Source organism: Fibrobacter sp. UWCM, from assembly GCF_900129735.1.
GTDB lineage: Bacteria > Fibrobacterota > Fibrobacteria > Fibrobacterales > Fibrobacteraceae > Fibrobacter.
The window spans coordinates 35,946-50,777 of sequence record NZ_FQWR01000027.1; the positions used below are offsets into that span (position 1 = coordinate 35,946).

16 protein-coding genes are annotated in these 14,832 nt (G+C 55.8%); all 16 read left to right on the top strand.

Going from position 1 to position 14,832, the window contains the following annotated elements:
* The first annotated feature begins 110 nt into the window (after nt 1-110).
* Nucleotides 111-2,564 (top strand): ATP-dependent helicase, encoded by a 2,454-nt coding sequence (locus tag BUB22_RS14140; protein ID WP_073116128.1) that lies wholly within the window; start codon nt 111-113, stop codon nt 2,562-2,564.
* Between the two features lie 148 nt (nt 2,565-2,712).
* On the top strand, nt 2,713-3,000 hold the full coding sequence (gatC, locus tag BUB22_RS14145; protein ID WP_072808223.1) for an Asp-tRNA(Asn)/Glu-tRNA(Gln) amidotransferase subunit GatC: 288 nt from the start codon (nt 2,713-2,715) through the stop codon (nt 2,998-3,000).
* A gap of 36 nt (nt 3,001-3,036) precedes the next feature.
* Nucleotides 3,037-3,759: a 3-deoxy-manno-octulosonate cytidylyltransferase gene (locus BUB22_RS14150; RefSeq protein ID WP_073116132.1), complete on the top strand. Its 723-nt coding sequence runs from the start codon at nt 3,037-3,039 to the stop codon at nt 3,757-3,759.
* A 20-nt stretch (nt 3,760-3,779) separates the two neighbouring features.
* A complete protein-coding gene (locus BUB22_RS14155; protein ID WP_083535560.1) occupies nt 3,780-4,256 on the top strand; it encodes a ComEA family DNA-binding protein in 477 nt (158 codons plus the stop codon).
* 37 nt (nt 4,257-4,293) lie between these two features.
* Nucleotides 4,294-5,211 (top strand): type IV pilus biogenesis protein PilM, encoded by a 918-nt coding sequence (locus BUB22_RS14160; RefSeq protein ID WP_073116135.1) that lies wholly within the window; start codon nt 4,294-4,296, stop codon nt 5,209-5,211.
* Complete coding sequence (locus BUB22_RS14165; RefSeq protein WP_073116139.1) at nt 5,208-6,221, top strand: hypothetical protein; 1,014 nt, start codon at nt 5,208-5,210, stop codon at nt 6,219-6,221. Before BUB22_RS14160 ends, BUB22_RS14165 begins: the two co-directional genes overlap by 4 nt.
* A 2-nt stretch (nt 6,222-6,223) precedes the next feature.
* A complete protein-coding gene (rsmD, locus tag BUB22_RS14170) occupies nt 6,224-6,784 on the top strand; it encodes a 16S rRNA (guanine(966)-N(2))-methyltransferase RsmD (protein WP_073116142.1) in 561 nt (186 codons plus the stop codon).
* A gap of 82 nt (nt 6,785-6,866) precedes the next feature.
* Nucleotides 6,867-7,706 carry a hypothetical protein gene (locus BUB22_RS16465; RefSeq protein ID WP_139259021.1) on the top strand — a complete coding sequence of 280 codons (840 nt, stop codon included), beginning with the start codon at nt 6,867-6,869 and terminating at the stop codon, nt 7,704-7,706.
* 59 nt (nt 7,707-7,765) lie between these two features.
* Nucleotides 7,766-8,281 (top strand): pantetheine-phosphate adenylyltransferase, encoded by a 516-nt coding sequence (gene coaD / locus BUB22_RS14175; RefSeq protein ID WP_073116146.1) that lies wholly within the window; start codon nt 7,766-7,768, stop codon nt 8,279-8,281.
* 23 nt (nt 8,282-8,304) lie between these two features.
* On the top strand, nt 8,305-9,219 hold the full coding sequence (locus BUB22_RS14180) for a rhomboid family protein (protein WP_073116149.1): 915 nt from the start codon (nt 8,305-8,307) through the stop codon (nt 9,217-9,219).
* A gap of 26 nt (nt 9,220-9,245) precedes the next feature.
* Entirely contained in the window at nt 9,246-10,208 is a 963-nt protein-coding gene (locus BUB22_RS14185) for an adenosine kinase (protein ID WP_073116153.1), read from the top strand.
* Nucleotides 10,209-10,295: 87 nt separating this feature from the next.
* The gene (locus BUB22_RS14190) at nt 10,296-10,649 is read left to right on the top strand and encodes a hypothetical protein (RefSeq protein ID WP_073116156.1); all 354 of its coding nucleotides are present in this window, start codon (nt 10,296-10,298) and stop codon (nt 10,647-10,649) included.
* Between the two features lie 36 nt (nt 10,650-10,685).
* Entirely contained in the window at nt 10,686-11,510 is an 825-nt protein-coding gene (locus BUB22_RS14195) for a hypothetical protein (protein ID WP_073116160.1), read from the top strand.
* Nucleotides 11,511-11,520: 10 nt separating this feature from the next.
* A complete protein-coding gene (locus tag BUB22_RS14200) occupies nt 11,521-12,015 on the top strand; it encodes a hypothetical protein (protein ID WP_073116162.1) in 495 nt (164 codons plus the stop codon).
* Nucleotides 12,016-12,025: 10 nt separating this feature from the next.
* Nucleotides 12,026-13,585 carry a choice-of-anchor I family protein gene (locus BUB22_RS14205; protein ID WP_254794757.1) on the top strand — a complete coding sequence of 520 codons (1,560 nt, stop codon included), beginning with the start codon at nt 12,026-12,028 and terminating at the stop codon, nt 13,583-13,585.
* Nucleotides 13,586-13,663: 78 nt separating this feature from the next.
* On the top strand, nt 13,664-14,832 hold a 1,169-nt coding region (locus BUB22_RS14210; RefSeq protein ID WP_139259022.1), incomplete at its 3' end, for a collagen-like triple helix repeat-containing protein.

Here is a 14,832-nt window from a genome sequence, read left to right on the forward strand (position 1 = left end):
TGAATTTTATACCTGAATTTTAATCGCCTTCTTCTACAAAGAAGGTGACATTGTTTTATATTTTGCGCGCTATAGATTAAACGATATTTTGAGTCTTTTGGGAGTTTTTAATGGCACGTGTTGTCGATGCGAGTGTGTTGGATAGCGAGCTGAATCCGGAACAGGCGGCTGCCGCGAAGAAAATTGAAGGCCCTATGCTGATTTTGGCGGGTGCGGGTTCGGGAAAGACCCGTGCCATCACGTACAAGATTGCGCACCTGGTGTCGTACCATAACGTGGAATCCGACAGGATCTTGGCAGTGACGTTCACGAACAAGGCTGCCCGCGAGATGACCGCGCGTATCCAGAAGTTGCTCGATGCCCCGTTGCGCTTTTCGTGGATGGGAACATTCCATTCCGTGTGCCTGCGCTTGCTCAAGAAATGCCTCAACACGAGCCAGGCTCTCCAGGCATTTGGTGGTACCTGGTACGACGGCAACTTTTCGATATACGATGACGACGACCAGAAACGCCTGCTGAAGCAGATATTGAAGGAAGACCTGGGCGACGACTGCGATGCCGCCGAAATCAAGCGCGTGCACGGGGCCATTTCGCGCTACAAGAATACGGTGCTCTACGAGTTTGGTTCCGCGGTCCTCCAGACGCCCGAGGTGGCGATGGCGCATGCGGAGTTTGCCGACGAAGAAAAGCGCGCGCGCTATTATGCCGAATACCAGAAGCGCCTGCGTGAATCGAACGCGATGGACTTCGATGACCTGCTGTTCAACACGGTCCTGATGCTGCAGAAGGTTCCGGGACTTGCCGACCAGCTAAAGAATCATTTCGACTTTGTCGTGGTCGACGAATACCAGGATACGAACGACGTGCAGTACGAACTGCTGAAACTCCTGATAAACGAAAATAAGAACGTAACCGTGGTGGGCGACGACGACCAGAGTATTTACGGCTGGCGTGGCGCGAACATCAAGATTATCCGCAACTTCCACCGCGACTTCGCCCCGGTGACCATCGTGAAACTCGAACGCAACTACCGCTCCACGAGCAACATCGTGAAGGGCGCGGGTTCCGTAATCGCGCATAACATCCGCCCTGTCGAAATGCAGAAGAACGTGTTCTCCAAGGAAGAGGCGGGCGACCCGATCCGCGTGCGACACATGATGGATGACCGCTCCGAGGCGCAGCAGATTGCAGAAAACATCAGCGCCGCGGGCATGAGCAACTTCTCGAAGACGGCGATTTTCTACCGCACCAACGCGCAGTCCCGCGTGATAGAGAAGGCGCTCAACGACATGCGCATTCCTTCGGTTATTTTCGGGGGCACGCGCTTCTGGGACCGCAAGGAAATCAAGGACATTCTCGCATACCTCAGGCTCCTTGCCAACGAGAAGGACGATGCCGCACACCTGCGCGTAATCAACACCCCGTCCCGCGCCATCGGGAAAACTACCGTAGAGTCGATTCTCGAACGCGTGCGCAGGGGCGAAGGAACCTTCTGGCAGATGCTCGTGGCGGAGGCTAACGGCGCAGGCCGTGGCGCCCTGAAACTCAAGGGATTTGCCGACATGATTCTGAAATGGAAGGAACTGGTTAAGGCGGGCGAGACACCGCTCCCCATCCTTGCCGAAACGATTATTGCCGATACGGGCTACAAGGAGTTCTTGCGCAAGGACGACGAACTTACGGCGGACGAGCGCATCGCGAACATCGACGAAATGGTGAACGCCATCCGCGAATTTGACGAAGAACACCCGAATGCGACCCTCGACGCCTTCCTGCAGGATATATCGCTTTTGACCGATGCCGACAAGAAGGTTGATACCTCCAAAGGTGCGGTGACGCTCATGACTATCCACATGGCGAAGGGCCTGGAGTTCAATACGGTGCATATCGCGGGCTGTGATGAGGAAATTTTCCCGCTGGTCCGCGGTTCCTCGTTTGCGACGGATAAGGAAATGCGTGAACAGATGGAAGAGGAACGCCGACTGTTCTACGTGGGCTGCACCCGCGCCGAAAAGAAACTTTATCTGTACCATGCGGAGCGACGCTTTTTCCAGGGTACCATCCGCCCGTTCTTGCCGTCGAGATTCCTGAAGGAACTCGACCCGTCGGTGGTGGAGTTCACGCCCTGCATCGGCGGCATGTCGCAAGGGTTCTCCTCGGGTGCGCCTTACCCGCGCTCCGGACAGTTCCCGGGTGCAAGCCGTTTCCCGGGGGCATCGCGCGGTTCTTCGTTTGGAGGCGGAATGTCGCGGGGCTCGTTCTCCAAACCGTCTGTACCCTCTTCTGTCCGCAAGAACGACCAGCGTATCGTCTACCGGAACCCCATCAAGGTAAACAACGTGCCCAAGCCCGCTGTGCCGAGTGGCCCGCGGGTCGTCTACGACGAGTTCAGCGAGAATCCGTTCCACCCGGGAGTGCGCGTGCGCCACGCGAAGTATGGCGTCGGGACCATCGTCAAGTGCTACGGCACCGGCGATAACGCCCGCGTGGATGTGCGGTTCAACAGTGATGGAACCACGAGGACCATCGTCCTCAAGTACGCCGCCCTCCAGATTATCGGCTAGCGGTTGTCCCTGCGTCACGTCATTCCCGCGTTATGTCATCCCCGCGACCTGTGGTGAGCGTCGCCGAACCAAGGCGGGGATCTTTTACTAGCTACTTGTCCCCGTGAAAATAATTTGCTATTTTACGGACTGTAAGTAACGAGGTTATATGTTAGAGAATGATGAAGTACTGAAACTGGCGAAGCTTTCGCGCCTGAGCATCGCAGAAGAGGATATCCCTGCGGTGAAGGGGCATCTGGACAAGATGCTCGGCCATCTCGAGGCTCTGAAGGCCCTTGACCTTTCGAATGTCGAACCGATGACTGCGGTCGAAAACGGCGCCACGATTCTCCGCGAAGACGTCCCGGTGCAGGGCTTTACCCTTGACCAGGCTTTCGCGAACGCTCCCGCCGTGGAAAACGACCACTTCGCCATCCCGAAGGTCATTGGCGGCTAGTCGCACCTTTTTGCCCTAAGTGGCGTTATTAGAATTATGACGGATGTACACTGCATTGTACCCGCACGCATTGGGTCTTCTCGGTTTCCCGGGAAGCCTCTTTTTAAATTGTGCGGCAAGGAAATGATTGTAAGGACGCTGGAGCGCGCGCTCCTAGCGGACTGTTTCGGGCGTATCGTATGCGCGACCGACAGCGAGCAGATTGCGGAGGTGGTATCTAACGCGGGTTTCGACTTCGTGATGACCGGCCCCGCGGCGACGGGTTCCGACCGCGTTGCCGAGGCCGCCCGCATGCTGGGCCTGGACCTTGTGGTGAACCTTCAGGGCGACGAGCCCCTTGTGGAACCTTCCGTGCTTTCCGATGTCGCGCAGGAACTTGCCCTGCACCCCGATTGCTGGGTGACCGTCGCCTGCCCGCTGAACCCTGCGGAATCGACTCTGGAAACCGTAGTCAAGGTCCGCGTGGAAGGTGACCTTGCCGTAGATTTTACCCGCAACGTGGCTCCGGCGGATGCTCCCCGCTGGTTCCAGCACCAGGGAATATACGCGTATTCCCGCGTGTCGCGGGACGAGTTCGCCTCCCTCCCGCAGAACGCCGTGGAGAAGGAGCGCTCGCTGGAGCAGATGCGCATTCTGGGCAGGCGTCCGATACGCATTGTGCAGAGCCCCTACCCGTCGGTGTCGGTGGATGTCCCATCTGACGCGGGCACGGTGGAGGCGCTGATAGAAAAAGAAATGATGAACCGCGGAAGCAGATAAATTAAAATTGGAGGGGTCCGATGAATGCTGCCGAAAAGAAAGTCGTGCGCATCGCAATATTCCTGTTTGCGGTGGGTACGCTGGTGAGGTTTGCCCCCTGGGGGCTGCCCGCCATCGAGAACGTGGACATTGCAGACCGTCAGAAGTATGCTCAAACGAGCAAAGTTTCGGGTGTGGCGCAGTCCAAGTTGGAATATGCGGGGGAGAGTGCCCCGGACATGCCCGCCGTGGCCGAGAGCGCCGGCGACCCGCAGGCGAAATCTCCCCCGAAAAGGGGCAAGAAAAAGAAGGCGGTCGTCCGCTTTCCCTTGCGTATCAACGATGCCACGGCAGATGAACTTTGCGCCCTGAAGGGGGTCGGCCCCAAGCTCGCCGACAAGATTATTGCCTTCCGGGAGGCGAACGGACCCTTCGGAGGGCCGTCCTCCTTGCAAAAAGTACCCGGAATCGGTAAAAAAAAGCTGGAGGGCATTCTCCCGTGGGTGATTTTTGATTAGTTTTAGGGTGTCAAAATCTTCATAAGTCGTTGAGTATATGAGTGATACGAAATTGTACCTAGGTATTGAGGTCGGTGATGTTTCCCTGAAAGTCGCCCTCTTGGACGCTGCCGAAAAGCGCGTCTTGAAGACTGCCGTGCTCCAGACGGAAACGAGCCCCATCGATGACATTTTCACTTTCGAGACCGTCCTCCAGGGCTGGATGGAAGAAAACGGTCTGGAAGATGTCGAGGCCATCTCGGTGACTGTCCCCGCCTTCAGGTCGATAGTCCGCCAGATCTGCGTGCCTGCCGAGGCCGTCGCGAACATCGACGACTACGTCCAGTGGTACCTGGGCCTCATCACCAACGGCGACAAGGATTCTTATATCCTCGACTACAAGGTCTTGAGCGGCGACGCCTCCGTGGGCGAGACCGTTCTGCTTATCGCGGTCCGGCGTGAATGGGCCGAGGCGCTCCGCAAGGGCTTCCGCAGCAAGAGCCTCGTGCCGAAGAGCATGGAAGTGGACGTGCTTTCGCTCATGAACCTCATGGACGTGGCCGACGGCATAAACCAGGTCGAGTGCGTCATCAAGGCCGACTACTTTGGCGTGACTATGCTCTGGCTCAGCAAGGACAACCTGCATGCGCTCCGCTGCGTGTCTACGCTTTCGCTCGTGAACGCCTCGATGGAAGAGGCTGCCGAGATTCTTGCTAATGGCATTTGTGAACAGATGAAGCTTGCGAAGGAACAGAACTCCGTGCCCGAAGTGAAGCAGGTGAATATCTGCGGCGAAATGGCCATGGAACCGCTGTTCGTCCAGAAACTCCGCGAAAAGCTTACGGACAGCTGCCAGCTCATTCTGATGGATTCGTTCTCCAACTTAAGGCTCCCGGTCGACGAGGCCGATTCTGCCGCGGTACTTAACTGCGCCGGCGCTATCGGGACTGCACTCAGCGTGATGGAGGGTGTATGATTCGCTTGAACTTGATGGAAGCCGCCGAACGCGCGGCCACCGTCGATATCGTTACCCCGGTCCGCGTGACCGACGTTTCGGCGCAGGTAAAGACCTCCAAGAAGAAAACCTTGGTCGGGCTGCTTGCCGCCTTGTTCGTGTTTGTTGCCTTCAGCTGCTTTATCAGCGTGTTCGGCGTTCCCAAGCCATTGCAGGGTGTTCTGCCGGGCCCGTACCTCTCGCTCATTGGCGCCGAGGACCCGAGCCGTACCGCACTTACCCTGAGCAGCGGACAGCAGACCTCCGCCGGTGGTTCGCTCGCGGCACAGAACGCTGCAGCCGAGGAGGCCATCAAGCACAGGAATTCCCTGACCGTGAAGCAGGTCGTGGGCGAGGTCAAGCCGCAGGTGCTGTTCAACAACAAGCGCGAAGACTACAGCTCGTTCCTCCCGATGGAAAAGATTTCGTTCCAGCGCGCCGCCATCAACCAGTTCTTTACGTTCCTCACGACGGCTACCCCGGACGATGTCGGGTTCTCGGACTGCGTGTTCCAGTCGCCCAACTACTTCTACGTGCGTGGCGTGTCGGTCAAGCCCACGTCGCAGCGTAGCTTCCTTGAACGTATCAAGCAGGTGAGTTCCGATTTCAGGACTCCGCCCCTGCCCGAAAACGCTCCCGCGACCGACATTACTGCGTTTGGCCTGTTCAATGTGAACAACATAAACAAGGCTGCCGTCTCGAAGTTCGTGAACGTGGGTGAGGTTGCCGATGAAGTCAAGGCCTTCAAGGCTCTCGCTGCTGCGAACAAAGTAACGCTCAACGGTTTCGACAAGCCTGCCGTCGAGGAATTCGGCGTGTACAAGCGCTTTACCTACCAGGTGACATCGAACTCCGATTTCCCGGAACTGCAGTCCCTGATGAGCGCCCTCGATGCATCCCCGATTCGCATCGGTGTCACAAAGGCCGAAATGAAGTTCGCCAAGCGCGCAATCGCATCGGCATTCACGCTGGTGATGTTTGTCACCCCGTAAGCATGTCTATCCGCATTACCGGAGGTGCTCTTCGCGGAAGAAACGTTCCTTCTCCGGAGGGCAACAAGACCAGGCCGACGGCTTCCCGCACGAGGGAAGCCCTCTTTAACATTCTGCAGGGAGTGGAAAACTTCCGCATGCTCGACCTGTTTGCGGGTTCGGGAATTATGGGCATCGAGGCGATAAGCCGCGGGGCTGCAAGCGTTGTAGCGGTAGAACTCGTGCATTCGCAGGCGAGGCTCGTGTACCAGGCGTACAAGGCGCTCGGCCTTTCCGAAAAAGTTACTTTGTTGGAAAAGAACGTCCTCACGCTCGAGAAGGAATCGCTCTGCGCAACGGAGGGCTTTGACCTTATCTATGCGGACCCTCCGTTCAAGGACAGGGAATACCCTGACCTGCGCAAGTACTGGGAATGGCTCAACCCGGGGGGTGTCGCCGTGTTCGAGGCCCCGAGCAAGAACCTCCCCGCATGGGTGAAAGAGGCCGCGGAAGCGGAAACGGTTCAGGTCCGCCGCTACGGCGAATCCTCGCTGGTGATATACCGCAATGTCATCCCCGCGTAGGCGGGGATCTACTCTTAATATCTGAAAAACTGGTTTGCAACTTCGCAAGAAATAGTGTATATTACTTGTGAGGAAGCCTGCTATGAGAAAGTTTCTGCTACTAGGACTAGGCGCTTTTGCCTTTTTCAGCTCTGCCTGCAATGACGATGTGTCTTTGGCAACGTCCGATGTTGTTGTGGATTCTAGTAGTAGTGTTGTACCTGTGCCTGTTGAAGAATCAAGCTCTTCGGTGATGGACATCTCGAGCGAATCCGATGTTTCTTCTAGTTCCAGTTTGGTAGAAACAGAATCTTCTAGTTCTTCGGAAGATGTATCTAGTTCAAGCAGAAGAGTTGTTGACTACTTTTTCGGTTGGGAAGAGTGTAGTGGAGGTCAAGTTAATACGGGCTCGCCGGAAGAAACTTCTGGCTACTGGTATGATTTTTATGACCACAATGAAGGCGGATCTTCTAGGTTTATTTTCCCTCCAGATATAGAGAGGAACGAAGGTGAAGATTTCTTTGGTCTGTTAGCTGATGCCTATGGGGGAATAAAGGCTAGCGTGGTTCTAGGAGAAGGTTCTGATTACCCGTATGCGGGTTTCGGTTTCAATATATGGAGCGAAAACCAGGAGGGAGTGAATGTTGAAGCATGGCTTGGTATATGCGTAGCCTACCAGTCTACCATTGATTTTGTTATTGAACTTGGTGTCGAAAATGAGCCTGTTTCGTCCTATAGCAATTACCGAGTTACGGTTCCTGAGTCAAAGTTTTGGACTCATACTGATTTTCCGTGGTCTGCATTTGGTCCATATCCTGGTATTTATGAAGTATTGAGAAATGTTGCTACTATCAGATTGAAATTTGAAGGCCCTGCGGGAACTACGGGTGATTTCCGTATTCAACATATCGGGTCTTTAGGCCAGTGCAGTACCACTCTGTAATAAAGGATTTGTTTATGCCTTGCTGAAAAGCGAGCCTGCTAAATTTCTATATTTACGGCATGCAGAGAAATGTCGTATTCGCGGGGTCGTTCGATCCGTTTACCCTCGGGCACCTTGATATCGTGAGGCGTGCCTCCGAGTGCTTTGGCGACGTGTACGTGCTTGTGGCGAAGAACGTTTCCAAGAACTACATGTTCTCCGAATCGCAGCGTGTGGAGATGATCAAGAAGGCTGTCGAGGGAATCCCGAATGTGTATGTGGATGCGTTCGACGGGCTCACGACCGAATTCATGAAGGATATCGGCGTGAGTTATTTGGTGCGCGGAATCCGTAATGCGGCCGACCTGGATTTTGAACAGTCCTTTGCGTGGAACAACAAGATGCTCTACCCGGAATGCGAGACGGTTTTCCTTTCCAGCGCTCCCGAGCACCTGATGATTTCGAGCACGGTGGTGCGAGAACTTTTGAAGGCGGGAATCGCGAAGGGCGAGGAAGGCCGTAAACTGCTCGCGAAGTATGTACCTGAACCCGTCGCGGAAATGATTCTTGAGTCCGGCAATTTTAGCAACCAGTGACCAATAACCAGTGACCAACTACTATGAGACCTTTCCAGTTTTTACCTAAAGTCCTGCGGACCCTGCTGATTGTCAATGCGGTAATTTTTCTGCTCGCCTATGTGGGCGGGAAAATCCTCGGCTTGCACCTGAACCTGCCTGGCCTCGGTTATGGAAACCTTGCCGAATACATTGCATACTTTGGAGCCTTCTGGCCGTTCGCTCCGGAGCAGGCGTGGCGCTTTGTGACTTACATGTTCGTGCATGTGGACTTCTGGCATTTTCTTTTCAACATGCTCATGCTGTGGATGTTCGGCAGTGATATCGCCGACATGATGGGCTCCAAACACTTTACGGGAATGTATTTCTTCTGCGGGATTTTTGCTGCGGTGTTCAGCCTCGCGATGTACTGGCTCGGCATGACGAACGCCCCGATTATCGGCGCCTCGGGCGCGTTGATGGGCATATTCGTCGCCTACTACAAGTTCTTCCCGGACCGTATGCTTTTGATGTTCTTCTTTTTCCCAATGCGCATCAAGTATGCGATGTGGTTCATGGTCGCGGTAGACGTGTTCATGGCGCATTCGAGCGATGGCGTGGCGCACTTTGCCCACCTGGGCGGTGTCGTGGGCGGGTTCCTTTACATGTACCTGTACGAACACGGGTTCGGCAATACGCTTGCGGGGGCGCGCCGCAGTATGGAAGAAAAAATCCGCAGCCGTCGCTTTAAGGTTCACGATGGTGGCCGTAATGATGGCGAGGGTACCGTTTACCGCAATGGCCCTGCCCGCAGTGACGAGCCTATCGAGGGCGAGGTCTTTTACGTCGATGAGCAGAAGCGCATGGACGAAATCTTGAAGAAGGTCAATAGCGAGGGAATCAACTCGCTGACCGAATCCGAACGGCAGTTCTTGCTGCGCGCGGGCGAAAAGTTGCGCCGCCGTAGGGGAGGCTTTTAGTTCAGGGCATTTTTAGAGGAAATGTTATGAAGAAAGTTCTTGGTATGGGCGCAGCCCTCGTTGATATTCTCGCGAACGTGGATGACGCATGGATTGAATCTCAGGGCGTGCAGAAGGGCGGCATGAACATGGTGGACTGGCCGCAGATGGAAAAGTTCCTTGCGGCGCTCAAGAACCCGCTGCGCGTGCCGGGCGGCTCTACCTGCAATACGATGGTCGGGCTCTCGCGCCTGGGCGGCAAGGCTGCGTTTATCTCGAAGGTCGGCGATGACGAACTCGGGAAAATTTTCCGCGAGCACCTGGAACGCAACGGCGTGGAATCGAAACTCGGGATGAGCGATGCGGCTACGGGTTGCGTGTTCAGTGCGGTCACACCCGATGCCCAGCGCTCCATGTGGACGTATCTCGGCGCTTCTGACTTCCTTGTGAGCGAGGACTTTGTGCCTGCACTCTACGACGGCGTGGGCCTCTTGTATGCGGAAGGCTACCGCGCGTTTAATGCGGATTGCTTCAAGAAGTCGTTTACGCTGGCGCGTAGCCTGGGCGTGGAAACCGCGCTTGACTTCAGTAGCTTTGGCGTGGTGGAAGCCTGCCGCAAGCTGTTCGATGAACTCTTTGCCGATAAGATGATTGATATCATCATCGCGAACGAGGACGAGGCGTATGCGTATGCGGGCGTGAAGGAAGAGGCTGCACTTGATGTTCTTGCACAGAAGGCGAAGGTTGCCGTGGTGAAGATTGGCAAGCGTGGCGCCCTCATTGCGAAGGACGGCAAGGTTACCCGCGTGCAGGCTGGCCCCGCGAAGGCCATCGATACGACTGGTGCCGGCGACCTGTGGGCATCGGGATTCCTGTACGGCTACATGAACGGCTGGGACATGGAACGCAGCGGCAACCTCGGGAGCGTCGTCTCCAACGAGGTGGTGCAGGTGATGGGCGCGCAGATTCCCGAAGACGGCTGGAAGCGCATTCTGGCTGCCCGCGGGTAGTATGCCTGCAGATTTGGTTGCCGGCGAGCCCTGCCCGCTAACGATTCGCGCGAAAACGATATATATTTAGGAGAAAAGGGAGGTTTTATGAAGAAGTTTTTCCTTGCTCTTGTGGCACTCGCGATGGTGCCCGCCCTCTATGCGGCAGATGATACGCCGTATCGGAACGTCTGCGATTCCCTTTCGCTTGGCGAACAGCCTGTGATTGAACTTGTGCCTGCCTATATTGAAGAATCGAACTGGTACGGCAATCCGCACACCTGGGCGAAGGATTCCTCTAACTCCACGCGGCATGAATCGTATAGGACGGTGACGGTCAGTGCAAAATCGTTCGCAAACAAGCTTCCGCTTTCGATAAGTGCGGAGTGTCGCGAAAGGCGAGGTACGGAGTTCAAGTATGCGACATGGAATAATAGCAAGCAGTGGAAAGAGAATTCGTAAGATGGCATTGCTACATACATTTTCGATATTCACAACATGAAACTGGATGGCTACGATTCTACGAATACGTACAATTTGCTGGGTATGGCTCCCGCAAAGATTCCTGAAGACAATAGCTACAATTCTGGTTACATGCTGGCTTCCAAGACGTTCGAATTCGCCTTTGAATGGTGGTTTGTCGGGCTTACCCACGAGTTCGTTTTCGATACGGTTATTAATGGTAATACTTACGGAGCGACGGGCAGGTCCTATTCCTCTTCTATTGGCATGGATTCCTTGCATGTTTTCGAGGTTGCTCGTAACGCTATGGATTTTTCCCAGCCGACAAGGACTATACGCTCGGAATATGTCCGCGTCCAGGCTCTCAAGGTAGTGCTTGTCGATTCCCGAAAGCCGCTCTTGCCCGAATCTTCTTCGAGCAATCCGCCCGCGAGTTCCTCTTCCGAAGGCAAGTCTTCTTCGAGCGAGACCCCTGTTGTTTCGTCGTCCAGCGGGACTCCGGGGCCGATCTCTTCCGAAGAGAATTCCTCGTCCAGCCACGGGTTGGATGCATCCTCTTCGAGCGTGGTCAGCACGTCTTCTTCTACGAAGCCCGAGACTTCGTCCTCTGCAGAACCGGGAACGTCTTCGTCCGGCGATGCACCCGCAAGTTCTTCTTCGGGAACCGAACCTGCGTCCAGTTCTTCCGAGGGTTCTACGCGTCTCGTGACCGCTCCCGCCCAGGGTGCAACGGCCCGCGTGGTGCAGGTCCGTACCCTCGACGGCTCCATCGTGAAGAATTCCGCTACGCTCGCTCCGGGTGTCTACTACATGAAATATTCCGACGGCAAGTGGCTCAAGACTGCCGTGTTGCCCAGGTAGGTTGTAACCGATGTTCGTGAAGTCTTTCGCTGTTCTACTTTTTGCAGTTGCGTTCGCGTTTGCCGCGCCGTCTAATGCAGGCAATGCGCCGTCTAATGCCGGAAATACGCAAGTTGCGAATACTCAAGCCGCGCCCGCACAGCCTGCGGGTGAATCGCCCGCCGCTCCTGCAGAAATGGTCCCGGTAGACGTGATGCAAGAGGAACTCGCCCTGCGCGATAGCGTGATGCAGGTTCGCGACAGCCTGTGCATGGTGGAAAAGGATTCGCTCCGCAAGACGGTTGTCGTGGAAGAGGCCAAGTGCGCCAACTGGGAACAGAGTTACCAGGTGATGAAGCAGAACAACGAGGTTTGCGCGAAGGCCCTCGGGATTGCTATCGAGGCGAGCGAGAAGGATAAGGACCGTGCCGACGAGGAACGCCGCAAGGCGGCCGTGATGAGCTCGTCTTCGTTTATGGGAGGCCTGCTTGTCGGGGCGCTCCTGTTCTGGCTGATTTTTGACTGACGGAGGCCGTATGAGACTTGGACTGTGTGCTGTTATGGGGGTGTTGCTGGGTGCGGGGCTATGCCTTGCGAAGGGTGGCGATGCGCCTGCGGGCCAGTTCCAGTTGGGGGCTACGCTGCAGCCGCTCGCGACAATTCCCATGAAGTCTGCGGAAATATCGGCGTACATGCCCGAAAAGAAGAAGTTGTTTGTCGTGGGTGGCGATAACCTGCTCGAAATTGTCGACCTTTCCGACGTGGCGAAGCCGAGGGTCGTAAGGACTGTTTCGCTGGGGGGCGATGCCTCGAGCGTGACGGTGAACGGGAACCTTTTCGCAGTGAGCCTGCTGAACGCACCTGAATGGAAAAAGGGCCATGTGCAGGTGATGCGCTATACCGACAGCCTCGAGGTTCTCGGGTTCTTCGAGGTCTGCCACCAGCCCGACATGCTCACGTTTACGCCCGATGGCTCGGCACTCCTGGTTGCCTGCGAGGGCTCTCCCGACATGAATTTCCACGAAGATCCCGAGGGCGGTGTCGCGATTGTAACCGCCCCGAAGAGTGGTCCGTGGTCACGCCTCGAGATTGCGGTTGCGGGCTTTGACGGGCTCGATACCGCATCGCTGATGGCGCAGGGGGTCCGCAGAACCGGAGCACAGGGGTTCGTGAAGTCGCTCGAGCCCGAGTACATCACCGTTTCGCCGGATTCCAAGACGGCGTGGGTGAGCCTGCAAGAGAACAATGCTATAGCGGTCGTGGACATTGCCGCAAAGAAAATCACGAACGTGTACCCGCTCGGGTTTGTCGACCATTCCGTTCCCGGGTTCGGGCTCGACGCCAAGAAGAATTCGAAAGTTGAAATTGCGAACTACCCGTTACGTGGACTGCGCCAACCCGATGGCATTTCTTCGTTTGTAGTAAACGGCAGGCCTTTTGTGGTTACGGCGAACGAGGGCGCTCCCGTGAACGATTACAAGGCTTGGACCGATGTGACGAGCCTCGTGATGCTTTCGCAGCAGGGGCGTTTGGACCCGAAGGTGTTTACTCCGGAGCTGGTCAGGGATTTGGGCGGGATTTCCGTGAGCAACCTGGAACGTTGCGATGCCGTGCCCGATATGGCGCCCGGTGGCCGTTGCCCGTACGCATACACGTTCGGTTCCCGCAGCGTGAGCATCTTCGACGGTGCGACAGGCGCGCTTGTCTGGGATAGCGGCGATATGCTCGAACGCATGATTGCGAAGGTCGCTCCCGATTACTTTAACTGGAATGCGAAAAAGAACAAGGTCAAGATGGATTCCCGCAGCGAAGACAAGGGCTGCGAACCCGAAAATGTGACCGTGGGCGAGGTCGCGGGCAAGCGATACGCCTTCGTGGGGCTTGAACGCACGAGCGGTATTGCCGTATTCGACATTACCGATTTCGGCAAGACAAGCAACCCCTCGCCAAGACTTGTTGACTATTACCTTGACCCGAGCGACCGTGGCCCCGAAGGCGTGCTGTTTATCCCCGCCGAAAAGAGCCCGAACGGCACAGCACTTCTCGTTGTCGGCTACGAATACAGCAAGACCCTCACGATTTATAACGTGAAGTAAGCGAATTTGTCATAAATGTCGCCTTTTTACTACATTTGTATGTAAAATATAAGTTCGTATCCTTATGAGGACTGTTTTATGAAACGTTTAACCCGTTTTCTACCCGCGTCACACTCTTGCTTGACGTCATCCTCGCGTAGGCGAGGATCTGAAAGTATTGTTCTTGCCCTTGCCGCTGCTCTTGCCTTTGGGCTCTCTGCCTGCGGTGACGACATCACTGAGCAGATAAACGCGAACGTTGGCGCTGTGGAAACGAGCAAGGATTTGCCCGAGTGTACCAAGGAAATTGCGGGCCAGACAGCTTTCATCACCGAAACTCACGAGTTCCTGGGCTGCGACGGCAAGGAGTGGATGGCGCTCGGCGCGAACACGGTGAGCGTGGGCGACAACGTCTGTACCTCCACGAGCCTCAGCGACGGCACGGGCTTCGAGATTTTCTGTAACGGGGAATCTATCGGCACGGTAAAGAACGGAAAAGACGGCGCTCCCGGTGTAAAGGGTGAGCCGGGCGAAGCTGGCAAGGACGGCGCACCTGGCGCAAAAGGTGACAAGGGCACCGATGGCACCAACGGTACGAACGGCACGGGCTGTATCATAAAGGAATCCTCCACACTGACCGCGACAATCGCCTGCGGTTCCGAGACCTTCACGATGGATCTGACGGGTTATGTGGAACAGCCCGAGGCATGCGACGCTAACGTGAGTGCCGAGGACTGCGTTACTCTGGATAGTGCTATTAGCCTAAGCGGCGTGAGCCAGAAGGGCCCGTTCGTTACCGGTACGGATATTACGGCGTACGAACTTCAGAACGGCCGCTCGCTCAAGCAGACCGGCAAGACGTTCGGCGGCAAGATTGAACGCGCCGATGGCACGTTCGATATCAAGACTGTAAAATTGAACAGTGCGTTTGCCTACATTGTGGCGGACGGCTTCTACCGCAACGAGGTGACGGGCGAGAACAGTTCCGCCGCCATCAAGCTGCGCGCATTGACCAACCTGAAGGGACGCTCCTCCGCGAACATCAACCTGGTGACCCACCTCGAGTACGACCGCGTGCAGTACCTTGTCACGAGGAAGGATTCTTCTGTAACCAAGGCGAAGATGGCCGCCGAGAAGGAACTCTTCGCTGCGTTCGGCATCAACAATTTGGGCTTCGAAGGCTTGGCCGAAGACTTGAACGTGCTCAAGGAAGGCAAGGGCAACGCCGCCCTGCTCGCAATCTCCGTTCTCCTTCAGGGCGACCGCAA